This is a genomic window from Dysgonomonas sp. GY617 (assembly GCF_015233815.1).
Classification (GTDB): domain Bacteria; phylum Bacteroidota; class Bacteroidia; order Bacteroidales; family Dysgonomonadaceae; genus Dysgonomonas_A.
This window is the reverse complement of record NZ_JADCLR010000007.1, coordinates 203,073-224,226: the sequence shown is the minus strand read 5'-3', so window position 1 is coordinate 224,226 and position 21,154 is coordinate 203,073. Positions and strand designations below refer to the sequence as shown.

Genomic DNA, 21,154 nt, shown 5'->3' with positions numbered 1-21,154 from the left:
TTTCTTCACAATATTTTGTCCGAAAGCTAAATCTATTATTGATTTATAGGCTTTCAGTATATGAAGTATTCTTGTTTTCTCCTTATATTTCTTATTTCTCAGTTCTGCTTCTTCGAAGTAGATGCTCAGAATAAAGATTCCATAAAAATTCAGCATATCAATGAGGTAACTGTAACTGCACAGGTATTACCTTCGGTTTCGCGTGCTGCCTCGCCTCTTCAAGTTATGACTTTTGCCGATTTAGAGCGTATTGGTGTGCAATCAATCTCTGATGCTGTAAGACGATTTGCGGGAGTAATGGTGAAGGATTATGGTGGAATAGGTGGTTTGAAAACTGTTTCAGTAAGGGGTTTAGGTGATCAGCATACTGCTGTATTATATGACGGAATAGCTTTTAGCAATTCTCAATCAGGGGCAACTGATATAGGGCGTTTCTCTTTTGAAAATATATCTTTTATATCACTCAATATTGGACAGGCTGACGATATATTTCAATCGGCAAAGGCTTTTGCTTCTGCGGGAACTCTGAATATTAAAACGGCAAAACCTCAATTTGGGGATAAAAAGTATAAAGGGCAGGTTCTTCTTCATGGAGGATCATGGGGTATGTTTAGTCCGGCAATCGTTCAATCTTACAAAATATCGTCCGCATGGGCTACTACATTTAATGGAAGTTGGCAAAGAGCTGATGGAAATTATCCTTTTAAGTTTAACACTGGAGAAAAAACAGAACGTCGTAATCGGAATAACTCAGATGTTGATATCTGGCAAGGCGAATTAAATGTATACGGTGATCTGAAAAGTGGTGGGACGCTTCAACTGAAAGCATTCTATCTTGATTCGGAAAGAGGAATTCCCGGAGCTGTGATATCTGGTAATATAGAAGCCAATGAAAGACTGTGGAATAAAGATTTCTTTACACAAGTAAATTACGAGAAAAAAATCAACTCGAAATTTTCGCTACAAGGATTAGGAAAGTATTCCAGATTGTATAGTAAATATTTGGATGTTGATGCTATATATGATAACGGATTTATTATTGATAAATATACTCAGGTTGAATACTATGGTTCTGCATCGGCATTGTATCAGCCTACTGATATTTTTTCTGTATCATTGGCGCAAGACTATGCTTATAATAAACTAACCTCCAATTTTGTAAAACAACAATATCCATCGCGAGGAACTTCATTAACGGCTTTGAATGCACAGGTTAAGACCAACCGATTGACTGCTACTGCCGGTATATTAGGAACATACATTGGCGAGAACGTGAAGCAGGGAGACCGCCCTAAAGATAAAACGCGATTGTCGCCGGCATTCAGTCTATTGTATAATCCTTTTGACATAGGTTTGAGATTCAGAGCTTCTTATAAGGATATATACCGTGCCCCAACATTTAATGAAATGTATTATTTCCGTATGGGAAATACAGCATTACGTCCTGAGATTTCAAAACAATATAATATAGGTAGTACATTCTATCGATCTGTGAGCGAAAAGTATAGTTTGCTTAATATTTCGGTTGATGCCTATTTAAATAAAGTAAGAGATAAGATTGTAATATTTGCGGCAGCTCCTCAGGTTCTGAAAATGACGAATCTCGATAATGTAACTATATATGGGGTTGATGTTTCTACAACATCGGAGATTGACTTGTCATCTTCATTAAAGTTAATAGCTATTGGTGCATATAGTTATCAATCGAGTGAAAATGATGATACTAAAAAGCAAATTCCTTATACACCCGAGCATAGTGGGTCGGGGTCGATAAGTTTCGAAAATCCTTGGGTAAATATTACTTATAGTTTTGTTGCCAGTGGTAAAGTCTATTCTAAACTGGATCATACAAAATCAACGCGAATAGATGCTTATAGCGATCATTCGGTATCAGTAAATAAGACTTTTTTATTAAAACAGACCAAGCTAAGGTTACAGGCTGAAGCATTGAATCTATCAAATAAAAATTATGAAATAATACAGGGATATCCTATGCCGGGTAGGTCTTTTAGAATATTGGCGGCATTTACATTATAAAAATTATTAGAGAGTACTCATTTTAAACTAAATATATAATTATGAATTATAAAAATCTTTTGTTTAGAAGCATGCTTCTAACATTGTCTACATTGTTTCTTGCTTCTTGTTCTAGTGATGATGAAGTTGATTATGATGTGTGGACTCCACCTTTATCTTCTACTCAGGGTGCATTTATTTTGAATAGCGGTAATCAAGGCTCTAATAATGCGTCTCTAGCATTTTATGATAAAGAGACAAAAAAATGTAATCCAACAGTATTCCAGTCATTAAACAATGGTCTTGAATTGGGCGATACTGCACAAGATCTTATTGTTTCTGGAGATTCTATTTATATTGCAATGTATGGTTCGGGGCTTATTTATGTGACCAATATACAAGGTAAATTAGTGAAAAAGATTGTTTCAGAAAGAGATGGTAAGGCTCAAAAACCAAGAAATTTTGCTTCTGATAACAAGTATGTATATGTTACTTATTTCGATGGTTATGTTGCTCGTATTGAACGTAAAACATTATTGGTAGATGCAACTCAGGTTAAAGTTGGTAATAATCCGGAAAATCTAAAGATTGCCAATAATAAAATTTATGTAGCAAATTCGGGAGGAATGAACTATCCTAATTATGATAAAACTGTATCAGTTATCGATATCGCTACTTTTTCGAAGGTTAAAGATATTGAGGTTGTTTTAAACCCTACTACACTTGAGATTGACAGAAGAGGAAATGTATATGTTATCTCTATGGGTAATTATGGTGATGTACCTAATACTCTTCAACGTATTAATCCTAATTATTCAGTTGATTCGTTAGGAAACGCAACGTTGATGAAAATCAACCCAACTGGAGATAGATTATATACTATTTATGCCCAATACGGAGCTCCAACAGTAGATTATAAAGTATATCATATTTATGATCAAAAATATGTGGATGGAAGCTTTGTAAACAGTGATGTTAAATTCTCAGCGAGTCCATCTACTTTGGATTTTGATCCTGCAACAAAAGAAATCTATATCGGAACTTCTGATTATAGAACTAATGCTGAAATGTACATAATTTCGACCACAGGTAAATTAGTTAGCCATTTCAACACAGGTGGTCTTAATCCTGCTGGTGCCTTTTTTATTAAATAAGAGTATTGTGTTAAATACAAAAGGTCGTTATAGAATATATAACGACCTTAATTTACTTTAAAGGTAATGAGAAAAAATTATTTGTTTTTACTTCTGGTATTTCTTATCACTTCTTGTTCAGGAAATAAACAATCGGCTGAGGTTGAGGGGAATGTTATAGATACAGTTTATATAGTACAATATGCCAAAGGTTTTACTGTGAAAAAATATGCTGATTATAAAGAGGTAACAGTTGTAGATCCTTGGGATTCTACAAAAATTTTGCAACGATATATTTTGGTAGATAAAACCAAAAGCTTGCCTGCTAACTTACCTAAAGGTACACTTATAAGAACTCCATTGAAAAGCATAGTTGCTTATTCAACAATTCATTGTGCAACACTTAACGAATTAGGTGTTCTAGCTACCGTAAAAGGTGTTTGTGAGCCAAGTTATATTGATATTGACTATATTCAAGAAGGTGTAAAAAATGGAACTATCGCCGATTTAGGTCAGGCTGCAAATCCAATAATCGAGAAAATAGTAGATGTTGATCCCGAAGCTATTTTCGCTACACCAATACAAGGGCGTACCTATGGGAGTATTGATAAAGCAGGTATACCTGTAATAGAAACCCCCGATTATATGGAGCCTTTGCCATTGGGGCGTGCTGAATGGATTAGATTCTACTCTTTATTTTTTGATAACGAATCGCAAGCTGACTCTCTGTTCAATATAACGGTGAATAATTACAATACAATTAAAGAAAAGATGGTATCGGTTAAAGAAAAGCCGTCTGTATTTATTGATTTAATGTATGGTAATGTATGGTATATATCAGGAGGAGGTAGTTTCATATCGAGAATGCTAAGTGATGCAGGGGCTAACTATGTGTGGTCGGATAACGATAAAGTTGCTTCAACGCCTTTAGCTTTCGAGGAGATTTTGGATAAAGCAGGAGATGCTCAATTTTGGCTGATAAAGTATAATCATCCGACTGATTTAACGTATACTTCGTTAGAAAAAGAATACAAGCCATATTCGTACTTCTCAGCATTTAAAAATCGTAATATTTACGGGTGTAATGCGGCAGAAAAATCTTATTATGAGGATCTTCCAATACATCCTGATTATATTTTGCAAGACTTTGCGTATATTTTCCATCCGGATCTTTTTCCGGACTACACTCCTCGCTATTATAGTAAGATGAAAGAGTGAATTTGTAAGAGTAAGTGTTAGATGTCTTCTTTGAGAAATCATAACGATTGGGTGTTTTCCTAAGGTAGACAATAGATAGGTCTGAGACTTTACTTTAAAAGAGTATTACTATATTTGTTTAAGCAAAAGGTTTTGATTTACCTTTGGATATAAATAGAACTGTTGAAATTGAAAAATAACCATCTCGTAAGTTATATACTGCTACTTATAGTTGCAATTGTCATTTTATTCTTTGCAAATCTGTTTGTAGGATCTGTAAAGATTCCATTTCAGGCAATTGTAGATATTTTGACAGGTGGTGAAGCTGTAAAAAAATCTTGGGAACATATTATTCTCGAAGTGCGGCTGCCTCAGGCTATAACGGCTTTATTTACGGGAGGAGGAATAGCTGTTGCAGGTTTATTGCTACAAACTGCATTTCGTAACCCTCTAGCCGATGCAGGTATTCTGGGTATCAGTGCAGGTGCAGGGCTTGGTGTTGCTATTGTTATACTTCTGTTTGGAGGTATAATAGGTAATAATGTAGGCTTTGATCTTTCTATATCGATGACTGTTGTTGCAGGTGCATTTGTGGGTGCAGCTCTTATCCTGCTTATTATTATTGGTTTTGCTTCCATCGTAAAGAATAATATAATGTTGTTAATCATTGGTATCATGGTTGGCTACCTAACATCTTCGGTTATTTCTTTACTAAAATACTGGAGTACGAGTGAGCAGGTATTCTCATATATGATCTGGGGGATGGGGGATTTCTCAGGAGTATCTATGGAACAACTTCCCTTTTATTGTATAACGGTATCAATCGGATTAATATTAGCTGTAGTATTGGTGAAGCCGCTAAATGCTTTGTTGCTAGGTGATAGATATGCTGCTAATTTGGGGGTTAATATAAAGAAAGTACGCTTTCTCTTATTACTATGTGCTGGTATATTGACTGCTGTAACTACTGCTTATTGTGGTCCTATCTCTTTTATAGGGCTGGCTGTACCTCATATCGCTCGGCTTATGCTGGGAACATCCAATCATAAATCGTTATTACCCATGACTATTCTTATAGGGACATTTATGGCTTTGCTATGTAATCTGATTAGTGTAATTCCAGGTTCAGCAGGATTAATTCCATTGAACGCAATTACTCCTATTTTTGGAGCTCCTGTAATTATATATGTTATTGTAAATCAAAAGAAAATTCAGTATTTCAATTAAGGTTTCAGACTTTTTTTGTTGCTTTAGTAAGCCCAACAGTGATAGTCTGTTATAATTAGATACTTTCATTTATTTAAATAGCTACTAGCTAGTAAGCAAAAAATATAATTTGAAGTAAATATATCTGTGAATAAAGAACCTATTATATCAGCTCAAAATCTTAGTATCGGGTATCCTAAATCTCGTAACAGGAATACGTCTGTATTGTATGAAGATATGTCATTCAATCTTTATGCAGGAGAGTTAACCTGTTTATTGGGTTCTAATGGAGCTGGTAAGTCAACATTATTGCGTACGCTTACGGGGCTTCAACCCTCATTGAGAGGTGAAGTTAATTTACAGAATAAAGCTATCTCAAAGTATTCAGAACAGCAGTTATCTACATTGTTAGGGCTTGTATTGACGGATAAAACTGTTGTTGGGGGATTAACTGTTTCAGAACTTGTTGCACTAGGTAGGTACCCTTATACAGGCTTCTTCGGACGATTAACTAAAGAGGATCATCAGATTGTAGAAAAAGCAATGAATGATGTTTGTATTCTACATAAAAAGGATTCATACGTTGCTGAATTATCAGATGGGGAGCGTCAAAAGGTTATGATAGCAAAAGCTTTAGCGCAAGAGTGTCCTATTATTATATTAGACGAGCCTACTGCCTTTCTTGATATAGTTAACCGAATTGAGATTATGAACTTGTTGCATCTGATAGCAATAAAACAAAACAAGACTATTTTATTATCAACTCATGATATAGAGCTGGCTCTTACTCTGGCAGACCGTTTGTGGCTGTTGGCAAGGGATAAGGGTTTGAAATGTGGGGTGACGGAAGATATAGTATTATCTAATGCCATAAATGATTATATTGGAAATAGTACCATTATTTTTGATCAACAAACGGGACGATTTATTTCTGATCAAACTATCAATCAATCAATGTATTTAGACGCCCAAGGGGAACTGTATTATTGGACAAAGAATTTTTTATCAAGAAAGGGGTATTGTCTGACAGATAATCCTACAAGCGAACTTTCATTAAAATTGTTATCACCTACTCAGATATCAGTAGTTCGGAATAATCAAACAGAAGCTCTCTCATCCTTCGAGGAGCTCGATTCTTGGCTAAAAGGCTAATCCTATTTTATATAATATTTAAAATACTCTTTTAATTTAGTAGATTCTCTACAAATAGAAAGTATGTGCGGTGATTTCTCTTGTTTGTTTATGGAGGAAAGATCTCAGATATGACTATATAAGATTGTTAGAAAAAAAAGTTCGTGTAATACATTCTATTGTTACTCGTTTCCTGCAAGTTGAAATGAAATACTATACTATTTGTTTCTCTATTATTGATACGTACTAGTTTTTGATGAAAATAAAAAAGCACTCCGAAAATTCGGAATGCTTTAATGTATCATTATCTACAAGTAAAATTACTTTTTAACTTGTGTGCGTTTTGCGTAACGATTCATGAACTTATCAACACGTCCTGCAGTATCCACAAGTTTTTGTTTTCCTGTGTAGAAAGGGTGAGAAGAACTAGTGATCTCTAATTTGATTAGAGGATAAGTAACTCCGTCTACTTCAATGGTTTCTTTTGCATTGATTGTTGAACGAGAAATTATGATTTCATCGTTTGACATATCTTTGAAAACAACTGGACGGTAGTTTTCTGGATGAATTCCTTTTTTCATTGCTTATATTATTATTTTTTTAATTGTTCTCTTTTCGGTCTGCAAAGATAGACTTTTTTAAAGAATAAAAAAATATTACTGATCGAATTTTCTTATTAAAAAGGAGTTGGTCACATATTTTTATTCATTAAATTTGTTTATTCTATTTTTAGAGTTCAAAATTAAGGTTATAGCCTTTGTATGTTCTTTAAGAAAGGTGCTCGAATTTAATTGTATAAACAAATATATAAAACTATGCTAAAGAAAGTTGTAGCAGTATTTTCGTCTGTGTTTCTAATAATGGGATGCGGAAATAAAAATGCAAACAATAATACTGAAAATCAGTCTATGGATCAAGTTGAAAAAAGTGATACGGAAATGTATATGTTAGTTGGTACATATACTTCAGGCGAAAGTAAAGGTATTTATGTCTATAAATTAGATACTGTAACAGGAACGTCTAAATATATAAGTGAAGTAAAGGTTGATAACCCCTCGTATTTAGTCTTAGATCCATCTGAGAAGTTTGTCTATTCGGTAACCGAAGATGATGGTGTTGAAACATCTGCTGCTAATGCTTTTTCTTTTGATAAGCAAGATGGTAAGCTTACCTTTATCAATAAGCAATTAACTGGTGGAGGTGCTCCTTGTTACATAAATATAGATTCGGAAGGGAAACATGTTGTAACAGCTAATTATTCGGGGGGTAGTCTTACATATTTTTCTGTAAACGAAAAAGGTGGTTTAGAAACAGCATCTCAGGTTATTAGTTTTGCAGGAAAAGGAGCAGATACTGAGCGTCAGAAACAGTCGCATATTCACTGTGTGCAGTTTACTCCTGATGGAAAATTCTTATTTGCAAATGATCTAGGAACCGATAAGATCCATAAATTTAATGTAAATGAATCAGGAGATAATTTCTTATCAGTAGGTAATCCTGCTGCATTTACAGTTAAAGGAGGATCAGGACCTCGTCATCTTAAGTTTCATCCAAACAATAAGTTTGCATATGTGATAACAGAATTGTCGGGGGATGTAATTGCTTTCGATTATAATGATGGTAATCTAAAGGAAATACAAACCATAAAAGCAGATACAGTTAATGCTAAAGGTAGTGGTGATATTGGTATAACTCCTAATGGCAAGTTCTTATATGCTTCTAATAGATTGAAAAATGATGGCTTAGCAATCTTTTCAATAAATGAAGCAGATGGTAAATTAACAAAGGTCGGATATCGTACAACCGGAGTTCATCCGCGTAATTTTGCAATTACTCCTAATGGTAAATTATTATTAGTAGCTTGTCGTGACAATGATGTTATTCAGGTCTTTAAGATTGATGAGAATACGGGATTATTAGAAGATACAGGGCACGATATAAAGCTGGATATGCCAGTTTGTGTAAAGTTTGCCTCTATAGAATAAATTGTTGAGAATGAATTCTTAAAATTGATAGAGGAAGAGTTGAATGCTCTTCCTCTTATTTTTTTAGATTCAATATCGTAATTCTTTTACTCTGCTAGCTTACAGGTCTTACTAATGAATTTTTGCTAAAAATAAATAATTTTACGATCTTAAATATTATTTACAAGTCTGAAAAATGAAGCTGTGAGAAGCTTTTATTATTATATTTGCAATATTTGAGTATTATGTCTCGTTTATTGGCTAAATAGTTAAGAGGAAAGCAATCTAATCAAGATGAAAAATTCTTTATTTTATATTTTAGCATCATTTATGATGTCACTTTGTACTTTGGCTTCTCGCGCCGAAGCTTTAAATTTAAGTTATAATGAAAAAGTTATCCCTGCATATAAGCTTTCGGAGGATGATAGATTTGCGCTAAATATAGCTCAAAAATCTATCCTACAGAATGATTCGGCTCTTGTATATACCAGAGGTACTAATGGCTTAATTATTGTTCCGCCTGTAGATTGGGATCCTTTTCCCTATGATGTTAGCTTTCGGGACACAGTAATATATGACCGACTTTTTCTTCCTGTTGTATTTGATGGTAAGATCTTACCTCCACGCTTGGACTTTATACCCAAAAAAAAATCGATGGAGCGTCCGCAGTTTCGTCTAATACCAGAAGAGAATACATTTGCACCTTTAATAAAGAGGGCAGAAGAGGTGCAAGCCAGACGTCGGAATTTCTATATGGATATGAGTAATATTGGAGATGTTCGATATAATGCGTCTGTACTGAAAAGTATACCGAAACTAAAAGAGGAAGATGCAACAAAACGAAATTTTCTTCACGACCTTATAGCTACAGATGAGGCTATAAAGGTTACTCCTATAGAAATGGAAAAGATTGATCCGGGTTTTATCTATTGGGTTAAAACTGGAAATCATGCGCTTCAAGTAGCTCAAAACTATATTACACATAACTGGAGTAGGGGAGGAAATAGTAGTTTCTTTATTCGCAATGATCATAGGATAACTGTAAACTATGCTAAAGATAAGATTACATTTAATAATATTTTGGAGTGGAGATTGAACTTACAGGCTACTCCCTCTGATGAACTTCATGATGTAAATATAAGTGAGGATTTATTTCGTTTAGAGAATATATTAGGCTATAAAGCGTACAATAATTGGTCATACTCTGCTCGATTAGAGACAAAGACACCGTTCTTTCAAAGTTATCCGTTAAATTCGAAGGATAAGACTTCTTCTTTTTTAGCTCCTTTTATGGCGAATATAAGTATTGGTATGGGATATAAACTTGATAAAAAATTTGAGAGTGATAAGAGGAAGACGTTGAATCTAACTTTCAATTTATCTCCATTGTCTCTCAATTATATTTATGTAAGGGATAAATTCGTAGATGAAAAACGATTTGGATTAGAGGAGGGAGAGAAAACGCTAGCTGAATTTGGTTCTCTGGTTAGTTCTAATTTAGATTTTAGGATTAGTCGATATCTAACATGGACATCACGCTTTAAATACTTCACAAACTACGAAAGAGTGGAAGTTGAGTTCGAAAATGTATTTACGATGTTGTTTACTCGTTTGCTCTCTACTACTGTTTCTTTGAATACAAGGTTCGATGACAATGTACCGAAAGGTGGACAATTGGGGTACTTTCAGGTTAACCAACTTGTAAGCTTTGGATTAAATTACAAATGGTAAGGAATGCATTCGTTTGATGCTTAGTTGAATAAGAAAAATATGACAAAATAATATAAAAATAATGAGCGAAATGTTTGGACTGTATTGAAAAAGACGTATCTTTGTACTCGAAATATCGCGGGGTGGAGCAGTTGGTAGCTCGTTGGGCTCATAACCCAAAGGTCATCGGTTCGAGTCCGGTCCCCGCAACAAAAGAGAAAGCATCTAAGAAATTAGATGCTTTCTCTTTTGTTGTAATCTTTTTTCTGTGAATTGGAGGTTGAATCGGAAAAATATATATATTTGTTCTAATCAAACTTTTTCAGAATGTACATAAGGCTATGATTAACCTTATAAGAATTTTTTATAAATGAAAACGACACAAATATTTTACTGTTAGATCTCTTAAACCTTGAACCTTCCTTAAACATAAACAACAAACAAATTTTATCTAAACAAATTATGAAAAAAAGACATTTATTAGCTTTAGTCTGGCTCTCTGTCAGCCTTTTTTTTACTTCCTGTGAAAATGAAGAAATTATTACTTCTCAAGTATCAGATGAGCCAGCCTTAAGGTCTCTGCATCCCTCTGGTTTTGAAAATAATTGGGAAACTCAAACTCAAATCAAAATAACTCAATTACCCACTCCTGTTGATTTGCCATGGGTGCCTAGTGCACCAACGGCTATACCTCTTGATAAGAGAACTGATATAAAGAAGCAAGATGGATGGAACTTTTTGAGTACAGCAAGTAAAGAAGAAGGGACAGATTATTTAATATTTTACAATAAATATACCGGAGTTTTAAAAATTTTCTATTATTCAGTAAGTAAAGTTCTGAATAATAATGTTATTTGGCAGTTACTTGATGAAAATAAATGTGGATACTTTAATCAAGGTCCATATTTTACCACTCCAATGTCTGATGTTAGACAACAATTTATTGGGGTGGCAGCGCTGGAAGCTGGTGGAACTAATGGTTTACAACAAGGGTGGAACTGTTTTGAATTGCCTGTAACCTATACACCATTAAAAGGCAAGTTAAATGTGTATTCAAAGAGTCTTAATATAAGTAAGGTTGAATTAACTGGTAATTATACTGAAACTACTAAGGGGACAATTGTAACTGATCATTCTTCTACAACTGAAGGAAAATATGCTAAAGAAGGAGCATCTATCGCAAAAGCAGGTGGAGATGCAGCCGAAAGTTGGCTGAAAAAAGTGGCTACTAAATCAAAAGATATACCTAAAGAGGGGATTTTTAAGGGGATTCCTAATGTTGTTGCATCATTGGCAAGTGGCGGTGTGACCTCATTAATCAGCTCTGGACTTAATGCTCTATTTGGTTCGTTTTTGGGTAGCAAGACTGTATCCCAACCGGTGATACAGACTGTCGAGTTAACTACCTCTGGACAAATAACAACAACTGGAACAATTACAGGAGATCTAGTTGGAATTGTTAAACCTCTAACAAACATAGATGCTTCAATTATGGGAGCTTGGAATTTAAGGACTGCTCCAAAGTTGACAGCTTCAGCAGAGCATTTTGTAGGGCAACCTCGTTCTGGTACTTTAAAAGCTTTTGAGTATTATCAAGTTGCTTTCTATCCATCAATAGATTTAGTTGTAAATCCATTAATATCAAGTGAGGTTGAATGTAAGGTTGATACAAAAATAGTGGAATATGTTGGTCCTAAGTGGAATGAGATTTTTGAGCAATATTCTACTCGTAAATACACGGGCCAAAATTACAGAGAAGTTCAATATGGTTCCAAGACTTATTATGCAGGAGCTATTCATCCTGAATTATATCATGATGAGAAAGGTGAAAATAAAACGATTCTTCGTCCGGGAGCAGCATATGCATTAGGATTAGGTAGTTGGGGGGATTATGTCGTTCCAGCTTCATCCTATGCTTCTAATTACACCGATTATACAAGTCAAGGTTTTTCTAATTGTAATGGTGTTAGTCGAGTGATGTTGAGTAAACTTCCTCTAATATTAAGCAATTGTACAATTAATGGTAAGCCTTCTATATATCCAGGTAATTATGCAGTGAATGTTACTGTAACGATGAAAGTGAAAGCGACAGGACAAGAGATAGTGTCTAGTCGAACATATGTTCCAGAATATGTATGTAACTTTTGACTAGATATAAAAATAAAGTGATAGTTTCACTTGAAGAGAGGGAATTATATTCTCTCTCTTCTTTTTATATTATATCTTTGTTATTATTACATTAAAGAGATTATATTTTTAGAACGAATACTTTCAGTTATGTCTTCCTACAGTTTGTATCTGTGTGCGGGTTGAGTCGCTTTTTAAAACACTTACATCCCCAATGCAATTGGTGAAATATACATATTTACCATCATCTTCAAAACGATAAACTTTGCATCCATCATGTTCAAATAGATAATCTACCTTATAAGTGCTGTTGTTTTGTGCTTTGGTTCGAACAAGCGGTTCACCTGTTCCGCAAGATGAAAGGTTAAGTAGGAGTGTGGCGAATGATAAAATTATAAGAGTTTTCATCCTTTATAGTTTTAGATAGATTAATAAACTCAAATATACAAAATGTATAATGACTCTTTTTGCTCCCCTGAAAATAAAAAAGTAAAATATCGTGAGTGTGGAATAGTAGGATAATCTTAATTAAAGGGATTAATTAATCTATTTGATTTATTCTGAAATTTAAAACTTACGGTTTGTTCTTTGAACTTTAATATAAATCTATCCTTATTAAGTGTTTCAAAGTTTAGGTAAATGAAACCATATTGAGGCGAGAAATAAAAAGTTAGTTTTGTCGTTCCTATAGAAGTTTCACCGATAGATTCCACTTTAAAACACTCTATATATTTATTTGCTTTTTTGTAAAACCATGAAATCTTTTTAGTGATCTTGTATTTGTTTCTTACATAGATTTTCTGTTTAGTTGGATTATTGAGGGCTCTGTAATAGATTTCTGGGATATTTTCCAGTTCCCATTCCCAGTTATTGCCTATTTCTAGAGGGTAGTGAATTAAAGGAAATGGGCAAAACTCCAGAATTGCGTATTCTTTGGAGCGAGGAGGGTGCAGAAATAGCTTGTCGGATGTTTCTTTTATTCCAGTTTCTGTAATATAATCTTCCCCTGTTTTTGAGTCTTGTTGAATCCAACGAATTGTCCAACTATCATCTATATATTTATTTTGAAAACTCCATTTATTTCCTGTACATTCAAGATATAACGTACTTTTAATTGTGTCATTACTTTTTATATAGTAGACATCGTACTCTATCCTCATTGCTGTATTGTAGATTTGAGCATTTAAGGTAAGATGTATTGAAAGTATCAATAAGGCAGTTAATAGTCGTTTCATAGATATTTATTCTTGGTTGTTTAAATATAGTTAGAAAGTCGGGTAATTTATAGTCGCCAAATATTGATTCTTTTGTTTTTATAGAGTATTTTTGTTTTAGAAGTCCGAATATTTCGAACTTATCGGTCTAGTAAAGCGTTTATTTGATAAATAAAAACGATTATCGTATGAAAAAGATACTTTTTATAGCATTTATTGCTACAGTTCTTTCAGCTTGTGGTTCTATGAAAGTTTATAATTCGGCTCTAAAGCAAATAGAGTTAGGTATGACAAAGCAAGAAGTTGTATCGCTTATGGGTGATAAATATACGACATCTGGTATAAATGAGGTGCAGGGTAAACAACAAGAGACATTGGAATATAAGGATATGTATAAAAATCATTTCTTCTTTGTTTTTGTTGATAATCACCTAAATAAATGGTATAAAGAGACTGAAGATAAGAAGTAATATTTTGAGAAATTATTACAAAAAAGCAGAATCAGTGAAAGCTGATTCTGCTTTTTTGTAATCTTTTGTAATTGTTAATCTATATTGTTCAATAAAAAATGTTGAGTTAATGGGAAATTTGGAAATTTGTTCACTTGAAAATATATCTTTAAAACAAGTATATGAAGCATTTATGGAATCTTTTTCGGACTATGAGATTCCTATGGAAATGCCTATCGACCAATTTGAAGAGATGATTATAACTAGGGATATTGACTTTGGTTATTCGGTCGGATGTTTTAGTGATGGAAAGTTAGTCGGATTTATATTATGTGGTTATCGAGAAATAGATGGTAAGAAATATTGCTACAATGGAGGAACTGGTGTAATACCGAGCTTTAGGCGTAAAGCTATTGCGAATGATCTTTTTATCAAATTGGTCGACTTATTGAAGAAGGATAATGTTGATATCTTTCTATTAGAAGTGTTAGAAAATAATACGCCTGCGATAGATCTTTATCGTAAAAATGGATTTGGAGTTCAACGTCGTTTCAAGTCTTTTAAAATAAATAAAGAGGATGTTTTGGGTGTTTTGGCGAATGACTATACTGTAGGATATGATAAGACGAACTATGTGGATATTGATGAGGCAAACTTTCATCCATTTATGCCATCATGGCAAAATCAAAGAATATCCATTCTCAATAATATTGATAATTATGAGTATTGCTCAGTATCTATTGATGGAGAAGTAATAGGGTTTGGTTTTATTCACAAAAAACGAGGCGATATTCCTCAATTGAGAGTTTTGAAGGGTTGGGAGAATAAAAAACTAGAACAACTTATTGTAAGTGAGTTGAAAGATAAAACCGAAAGTGATGTAATAAAGCTTGTAACTCTGGATGAAAGCATTAGCCTAATTAAAATATTGCCAGATATTGGTTTTTCCTATTTTTTAGGCTTGTATGAAATGACGTTTAGTTTAGATTAATAGAACAATAAATCGAAATAGGGGTTATATATAAGTGTTTATAATTTAAAATAAAGAAAAGAATTTAGATATGTTTCAGAGAATAAGTAAGGAAGTAGCAAAAGAGGTACTAGCAGTAAATAAAAAAGCCATATTGATTGATATGAGAGACTCTCAGAGTTATAATGAGGGGCATGATGAGAGCGCATTACATCTGACTCAAGAAAATCTATCAGACTTCATAGTTGGTACAGAGAAGCAGATTCCAGTTTTGGTTATGTGTTACCATGGTAATAGCAGTCAATCTTTAGCCCAATATTTAACGGCGCAGGGCTTTGATACTGTTTATAGTATAGATGGAGGATATGAAGAATGGAAGAATGAATAACTAAGTTCTTACTTATATTCTCGATTAAAAAATTAAAGAACCTGCATATATTATTTATTATGCAGGTTCTTTCTGTATTATGAAGTATTATTTCTATGGAATTTATTAGTTGAATATTCAACTAATGTTTTATTTTGTTGTATATTTGTACGTCAAATAGAAAAGATTGTTAAAATGCAAGAATTTGTATATGCACTACTAATGGTGCAGGCTTCCTACAGACAAGCTATACAAAAAAGGATTAAAGAACAGGGTATTGATTTAACTTTTGAAATGATTCAGGTAATGAGGTGTTTGTACCGAAAAGATGCCGTGAATCAACAGGACTTGGCTAATCAAACTCATAAAGACAAATCGAGTCTTTCGTATTTATTAAATAATATGGAAAAGAGAAACTTGATAGCTCGTACCGAAAGTCATCAAGATAAAAGGAGTAAGTTAATAGTTCTTACAGAAGAGGGACAAGCTTTACACCAACAGATTAAAATTATAGTTGAAACTGTATACCATAAAGTAGAAGAAACGACAGACAAAAATAAACTGCATTTTTGTGTCGATTATATGAAAGAATTAAGTGGGATAATAAGCAATGATTAAAATATCAAATAAAATAATTTCATTATCGCTTCTCCTTCTTATAATTCTTATATCTTCAGAAGCGAAAGCTCAGTATAAACTTTCAGTAGAAGAGCTATTCGAAAAAGGAGTAGAGCATAGTATCGTAATTCAATCTACATACTTAAAGGTTGAGATTGCTAATGATAAAAATTCATTAGCAAAAAACAAACGCTTGCCTGATGTTGCAGTTACTGGCCAATTTGGCTATGTGGGCACATCTACTATCTTCGATAAAGACTTATCGTTTGTAAAACATACATCAGCCCCCGATTGGAGACAAAACTACCAATTGAGTGCCGTGCAACCTTTGTACGAAGGTGGTCGTATAAGTAACAATATAAAGAGGTCGGAGTTGGAGCAGGAACTAGCTCAGTTGTCATTAACACAAGACAAGGCTAATCTGAAAATATGGTTAGTAGGTAAATATCTCGATCTTTATAATCTTTACAGACAAAGAGCAATATATTCTATAAATATCGATGAAGCTAAGCGTAGGCTACAAGATATTCGTAAGATGCGTGAAGAGGGAATGATTACTTCGAACGATGTTTTACGAAGTGAAATAGAGCTAACCAACTTTGATTTATCGTATCAGGAAACGACTAATGGTATCACACTTGTTTGTCAGCAATTGGCAATAGCATTGGGTATGGATGAGGATTTGCTTTATGAGCCTGACTCGGCTTTTTTGAATTTAAAGATGAATATTGACGAAGGCATCGATAATTATATTCAGACAGCTTATCATGATTATCCTGAAATGCGTATTGCTAAAACAAATATTGCTTTGGCAAAAAACAATCTTGATATTACGAAAGCTGATTTTCGCCCGAGCTTATCATTGCAATTCGGGAATACTTTTCAAAGACCATTACCAAATACTTCGCCCGTTCAGGATTTGTTTATTGACTCATGGGGGGTAACTTTAAATTTATCCTATAAGATATCCTCTTTGTTTGATAGGAAACATTCTCTTTCGGCAGCAAAGACCCAGATAAGCTTGCAGCAATTGGAAGAAGAGCAGCAGAAGCAAAATATAAGAGGTATCGTAAAATCTGCTTACTTGAAACATAAAGAAGCTTTGATGCGTATAAAAGCACTTGAAACATCGGTAGAGCAAGCAAATGAGAATTACCGAATTGTAAATAAAAAATATTTTAATCAGCTATCTATATTAACGGATCTTTTGGATGCAAATGCAATACAACTTGATGCCGAATTGCAACTAACGGCAGCTCGTACGAATGCTGTATACACATACTACCAGTTACTAAATGTGTGTGGCAGACTATAAGATTGAAGATACAAATAGGCTAACTTATAATAAAAAGCAGTAATTAATATTTATGGACATAGACCAATCGGAAATTGAAGCGAAAAAGGAGCTCCGACGAATATATCTGAAACTAAGAAACAAAAGACGTCGAAACTTTGTCTTAAATGGAATAACTATCCTTTTAGCTATTGCAGGTATTGTATGGGCGTGTAATTTTTTCATTAATTATTATAGATATGAAATTACAAACGATGCAACCATAGAGCAATATATTTCGCCTATTAATACACGTGTGACAGGATATATCAGTAAAATATATTTTACTGATCATCAAATGGTACATGAGGGCGATACACTTTTGATTATTGATGACCGAGAATACCGTCTGAAACTTATGGATGCAGAAGCTGCACTAAAAGATGCAGAAGCATCTGCAGAAGTGTTGACATCAAGTATTAGCACTACCACAAGTAACGTTGCTGTATCGCAAGCTAATATTGAAGAAGCCAAAGCCCGCTTGTGGAAGTCTGAGCAGGACTATAAGAGATATACTAACTTACTGGAAGCAGATGCTGTTTCACATCAACAATACGATCAGGCAAAGACAGAATATGAAGCCATGAAGGCTCATTACAACTCTTTGATGATGCAACAAGAATCGTTACGATCTATGTCGACCGAAACTCAAAAAAAAAGAAACAACACAGATGCTAATATTCTTAGAAAAGAAGCCGATTTAGCTCTAGCTAAGTTGAATTTGTCTTATACCGTAATTACTGCACCGTATTCAGGATATTTAGGACGTCGTACGTTAGAAGAAGGTCAATTGGTACAAGCAGGTCAAACGGTGACGAATATTGTAAGAGACGAAGGTAAATGGGTTATTGCAAATTATAAAGAGAAGCAAATTGAGAATATTTACATCGGTCAGGAAATAAACATTAAAGTAGATGCCATCGCCGATAAGGTATTTAAAGGAAAGGTAACTTCTATTTCTTTAGCTACAGGTTCTAAGTACTCTCTATTGCCCACAGATAATTCGGCAGGAAACTTCGTGAAAATACAACAACGTATTCCTGTAAGAATTGATTTTGTGGATATTTCGGATGAGGATATGGAAAAACTAAGAGCGGGGATGATGGTTGAAACAGAGGCTATAAAATCAAAATAGGGGTTAGATATTCTTTGAATGATACTTACTTGTTTCATTTATACATGACCAAATAATAGGCAGATATAAGATTTTAAGAAAGAAAGAGAAGTAATGGCGGTTAATAACAATAGTCAACATTTTAGAAGTTGGGTGCCACAATGGTTAGTTTGTGTGGTGGCTTTACTTGTGTTGATTCCCGTAATGCTTATCAATGGGGCTTATACTGGTAGTAGTATTGATATTTCTGGAGCTTTAGGTGTGTTGTCCGAAGATATAAATATGGCATATTATGCAGCTTCGGCTGGTATGGCCATAGCATATCCTATTATTCCTCTCATAAAACCCGTTGCAACTTCTAAAACTATTATTCTTGTAGTTCTCTTTTGTCAGTTTATATTGAGTTGGATTTGTGCAATAACCACCTCTATGGAGGTGATAACTATTTGCAGCTTTTTTATAGGTTACTTTAAAGCATTTACTCTACTGGAAATTATTGCGATAATAATGCCGATTTTTAGTCCGAGTAATACCCGTAATGAGTTTTATTCTAAATTCTATCCGATCACTTTAACACTGGGGCAGTTGTCTCTTGTGCTTACCGCAGAATTTGCCTATCGCTATCAATGGCAGCATATGTACTATTTCTTGATAGCCTTGCTTTTATTTGCTATGGCATTGGTGGTAATATTTATGGCATTCGGACGTAAATTGATTCGTATTCCATATAAAGAAATAGATTGGTATAGCTTCTTCCAATGTTCACTGCTTTTTATGTGTATACTGTATGTAGTTACTTATGGGAAAACAAATGATTGGTTTGCTTCAAATAATATAGTGATGGCAGCGGTCTTAATACCTATTGTTGGATGGATGTTTATACGGCGACAGTTAATAACGGATGGTAGACCTTTTGTTGATCTGAGTGTAATGAAAAATCGAAATTCGGTTGTTGTGTACCTTTTTTCGTTTATAATGATGTTTTTTGCATCCTTTACTATTCTTACAGCCTCTTATGTGAACTCTGTACTACGATTAGATACTACAAGATCTAATGAGTTGTATCTATTCATGATTCCCGGAATCATTTTAGGTGGATTTATATGCTATTATTTCTTTAAGAAAGCTATAAGAATGGCTTGGCTTATATTTATCGGCTTTTCATGTTTTACATTGGCTATAGGTTTACTTTATTTTAATGTTGAGCCAATGGGCTTATACGAAGATCTCTATATTCCTATGTTTTTGAAAGGTCTTGGCATGCTTATCTTGTTTGTGGCGTTAGCAGTTTATGCTATTCAGGGCCTACAACCAGAACAACTTATATATAATGCATTCTTTCTAATAGGATGCCGTTCCGTGCTTGCACCTGCAATAGGTTCCAGTATTCTTACTAACTGGTTGTACCGATTGCAACAAGAAAACACAGTACATCTGTCTGAAAGCGTAGACCAACTTAATCCATTAGCAAATAGTTTGTATTCACAAACCTATGCAAGCTCTTTACTTAAGGGGTTGAGTATAGAAGATGCTCAGCGTATGGCTACAAATGCCCTTTATTCGAAAGTACAGATACAAGCACTTACTATCAGTATAAAAGAAATACTCGGATATATGTTAATAATGGGTATTATACTATTGGTTATTATATTGCTGTATTTCTTTAAATATAAACCGGTTACGTTAGTGGCAGTAGGACGAGATATGCATTAATTATAAGGAAAATGTTTTTCGTGTAAATTAAATAAGGTATCTTTACAGTTCGGAATTAATATAAATTAAGAAAATGAAAAAGTTTTTATTATTAACGCTTGTTTTACTTACAAGTATTGGAGCTATGGCACAAACTGAACCAGCTTATAAAAAAGGTAAATTTTATGCCTTTTGGGGATGGAACAGGGCACATTACACAAACTCAACAATACATTTTACCGGAGACGATTACGATTTTACTTTGCATCGTGTTGTTGCTCATGACAAATTGAGTGCAATAAACTATCATAATTATTTACAGCCTAATCGTGTAACGATACCTCAAACAAATTTCAAGATCGGATATTTCTTTAAGGATAATATGGCTGTAAATATAGGGGTGGATCACATGAAGTATGTAATGGATCAGAATCAGACTGTTAATATTTCAGGAAAGGTAAGACCTGGCTTTGAAGATCACGTAACGCCTGAGGGAACTGTGAGATTGACGGATGATTTTCTAACTTTCGAACATACAGATGGATTGAACTATATAAATTCAGAATTTGAATATTATCATAACTTCTATAAACATGGTATTCTTAAAATAAATGGAATAGGAGGCGTGGGAGCAGGTTTTCTATTACCTAAGAGTAATGTAAAATTGTTTGATGAAGAGAGACATGACGATTTTCATGTGGCTGGATTTGGTTTGAGTGGTAAAATTGCTGCCGATGTATTGCTTTGGGATTTATTCTTCCTAAGATGCGAAGGTAAACAAGGGTATATTAATATGCCTAGTATTCGTACAACATCGTCAAGTCGCGATAAAGCTTCTCAGCACTTCTGGTTTGCGCAAGTAAATTTCTTATTTGGTTTTGCATGGGGTTTCTAAAATAGAAATCTCTATAAA

The 21,154-nt window shown here is 33.9% G+C and carries 19 protein-coding genes and 1 tRNA gene; 17 read left to right on the top strand and 3 right to left on the bottom strand.

Translation table 11 applies throughout. The annotated features are described in order from the left end of the window. Positions 1-60 precede the first annotated feature (60 nt). From IR022_RS08090 to IR022_RS08070, 5 genes are all read left to right on the top strand, one after another. Entirely contained in the window at positions 61-2,037 is a 1,977-nt protein-coding gene (locus IR022_RS08090) for a TonB-dependent receptor plug domain-containing protein (RefSeq protein WP_194203333.1), read from the top strand. Between the two features lie 41 nt (positions 2,038-2,078). Then, positions 2,079-3,170 (top strand): YncE family protein, encoded by a 1,092-nt coding sequence (locus tag IR022_RS08085; RefSeq protein ID WP_194203332.1) that lies wholly within the window; start codon positions 2,079-2,081, stop codon positions 3,168-3,170. Between the two features lie 66 nt (positions 3,171-3,236). Then, entirely contained in the window at positions 3,237-4,367 is a 1,131-nt protein-coding gene (locus IR022_RS08080) for an ABC transporter substrate-binding protein (RefSeq protein WP_194203331.1), read from the top strand. A 168-nt stretch (positions 4,368-4,535) separates the two neighbouring features. Then, complete coding sequence (locus IR022_RS08075) at positions 4,536-5,573, top strand: iron ABC transporter permease (RefSeq protein ID WP_194203330.1); 1,038 nt, start codon at positions 4,536-4,538, stop codon at positions 5,571-5,573. A 126-nt stretch (positions 5,574-5,699) separates the two neighbouring features. Then, positions 5,700-6,704: an ABC transporter ATP-binding protein gene (locus tag IR022_RS08070; RefSeq protein ID WP_194203329.1), complete on the top strand. Its 1,005-nt coding sequence runs from the start codon at positions 5,700-5,702 to the stop codon at positions 6,702-6,704. A gap of 299 nt (positions 6,705-7,003) precedes the next feature. Here the strand turns inward: IR022_RS08070 and IR022_RS08065 are convergent, their stop codons facing one another. Next, positions 7,004-7,264: a type B 50S ribosomal protein L31 gene (locus tag IR022_RS08065; RefSeq protein WP_050708627.1), complete on the bottom strand. Its 261-nt coding sequence runs from the start codon at positions 7,262-7,264 to the stop codon at positions 7,004-7,006. 234 nt (positions 7,265-7,498) lie between these two features. Between IR022_RS08065 and IR022_RS08060 the strand changes: the two genes are divergently transcribed. From IR022_RS08060 to IR022_RS08045, 4 genes are all read left to right on the top strand, one after another. Further along, entirely contained in the window at positions 7,499-8,668 is a 1,170-nt protein-coding gene (locus IR022_RS08060) for a lactonase family protein (protein ID WP_199330287.1), read from the top strand. Between the two features lie 273 nt (positions 8,669-8,941). Next, on the top strand, positions 8,942-10,378 hold the full coding sequence (locus IR022_RS08055; protein WP_194203328.1) for a DUF3078 domain-containing protein: 1,437 nt from the start codon (positions 8,942-8,944) through the stop codon (positions 10,376-10,378). A 116-nt stretch (positions 10,379-10,494) separates the two neighbouring features. Further along, positions 10,495-10,567: transfer RNA gene (locus IR022_RS08050), tRNA-Met, on the top strand. Positions 10,568-10,819: 252 nt separating this feature from the next. Next, the gene (locus IR022_RS08045; protein WP_194203327.1) at positions 10,820-12,505 is read left to right on the top strand and encodes a hypothetical protein; all 1,686 of its coding nucleotides are present in this window, start codon (positions 10,820-10,822) and stop codon (positions 12,503-12,505) included. Positions 12,506-12,628: 123 nt separating this feature from the next. Here IR022_RS08045 and IR022_RS08040 read toward each other — a convergent pair whose 3' ends face one another. After that, entirely contained in the window at positions 12,629-12,892 is a 264-nt protein-coding gene (locus tag IR022_RS08040; protein WP_194203326.1) for a DUF4884 domain-containing protein, read from the bottom strand. Positions 12,893-13,008: 116 nt separating this feature from the next. After that, positions 13,009-13,719 (bottom strand): hypothetical protein, encoded by a 711-nt coding sequence (locus IR022_RS08035; RefSeq protein ID WP_194203325.1) that lies wholly within the window; start codon positions 13,717-13,719, stop codon positions 13,009-13,011. A 167-nt stretch (positions 13,720-13,886) separates the two neighbouring features. Here IR022_RS08035 and IR022_RS08030 point away from each other — a divergent pair, with 167 nt between their 5' ends. The 8 genes from IR022_RS08030 to IR022_RS07995 all read left to right on the top strand — a co-directional run bounded on the left by IR022_RS08030 (position 13,887) and on the right by IR022_RS07995 (position 21,136). Continuing rightward, on the top strand, positions 13,887-14,168 hold the full coding sequence (locus IR022_RS08030) for a lipoprotein (RefSeq protein ID WP_194203324.1): 282 nt from the start codon (positions 13,887-13,889) through the stop codon (positions 14,166-14,168). A gap of 109 nt (positions 14,169-14,277) precedes the next feature. Beyond that, a complete protein-coding gene (locus IR022_RS08025) occupies positions 14,278-15,138 on the top strand; it encodes a GNAT family N-acetyltransferase (RefSeq protein WP_194203323.1) in 861 nt (286 codons plus the stop codon). Between the two features lie 70 nt (positions 15,139-15,208). After that, positions 15,209-15,505 (top strand): thiosulfate sulfurtransferase GlpE, encoded by a 297-nt coding sequence (gene glpE / locus IR022_RS08020; RefSeq protein WP_194203322.1) that lies wholly within the window; start codon positions 15,209-15,211, stop codon positions 15,503-15,505. 174 nt (positions 15,506-15,679) lie between these two features. Beyond that, positions 15,680-16,102 (top strand): MarR family winged helix-turn-helix transcriptional regulator, encoded by a 423-nt coding sequence (locus IR022_RS08015; RefSeq protein ID WP_194203321.1) that lies wholly within the window; start codon positions 15,680-15,682, stop codon positions 16,100-16,102. Continuing rightward, a complete protein-coding gene (locus IR022_RS08010) occupies positions 16,095-17,417 on the top strand; it encodes a TolC family protein (RefSeq protein WP_194203320.1) in 1,323 nt (440 codons plus the stop codon). The genes IR022_RS08015 and IR022_RS08010 overlap by 8 nt, the downstream gene beginning before the upstream one ends. A gap of 52 nt (positions 17,418-17,469) precedes the next feature. Beyond that, positions 17,470-18,570 carry an HlyD family secretion protein gene (locus IR022_RS08005; RefSeq protein WP_194203319.1) on the top strand — a complete coding sequence of 367 codons (1,101 nt, stop codon included), beginning with the start codon at positions 17,470-17,472 and terminating at the stop codon, positions 18,568-18,570. A gap of 93 nt (positions 18,571-18,663) precedes the next feature. After that, complete coding sequence (locus IR022_RS08000; RefSeq protein ID WP_194203318.1) at positions 18,664-20,262, top strand: MFS transporter; 1,599 nt, start codon at positions 18,664-18,666, stop codon at positions 20,260-20,262. A gap of 73 nt (positions 20,263-20,335) precedes the next feature. Beyond that, on the top strand, positions 20,336-21,136 hold the full coding sequence (locus tag IR022_RS07995; protein WP_050710534.1) for a hypothetical protein: 801 nt from the start codon (positions 20,336-20,338) through the stop codon (positions 21,134-21,136). Positions 21,137-21,154 lie beyond the last annotated feature (18 nt).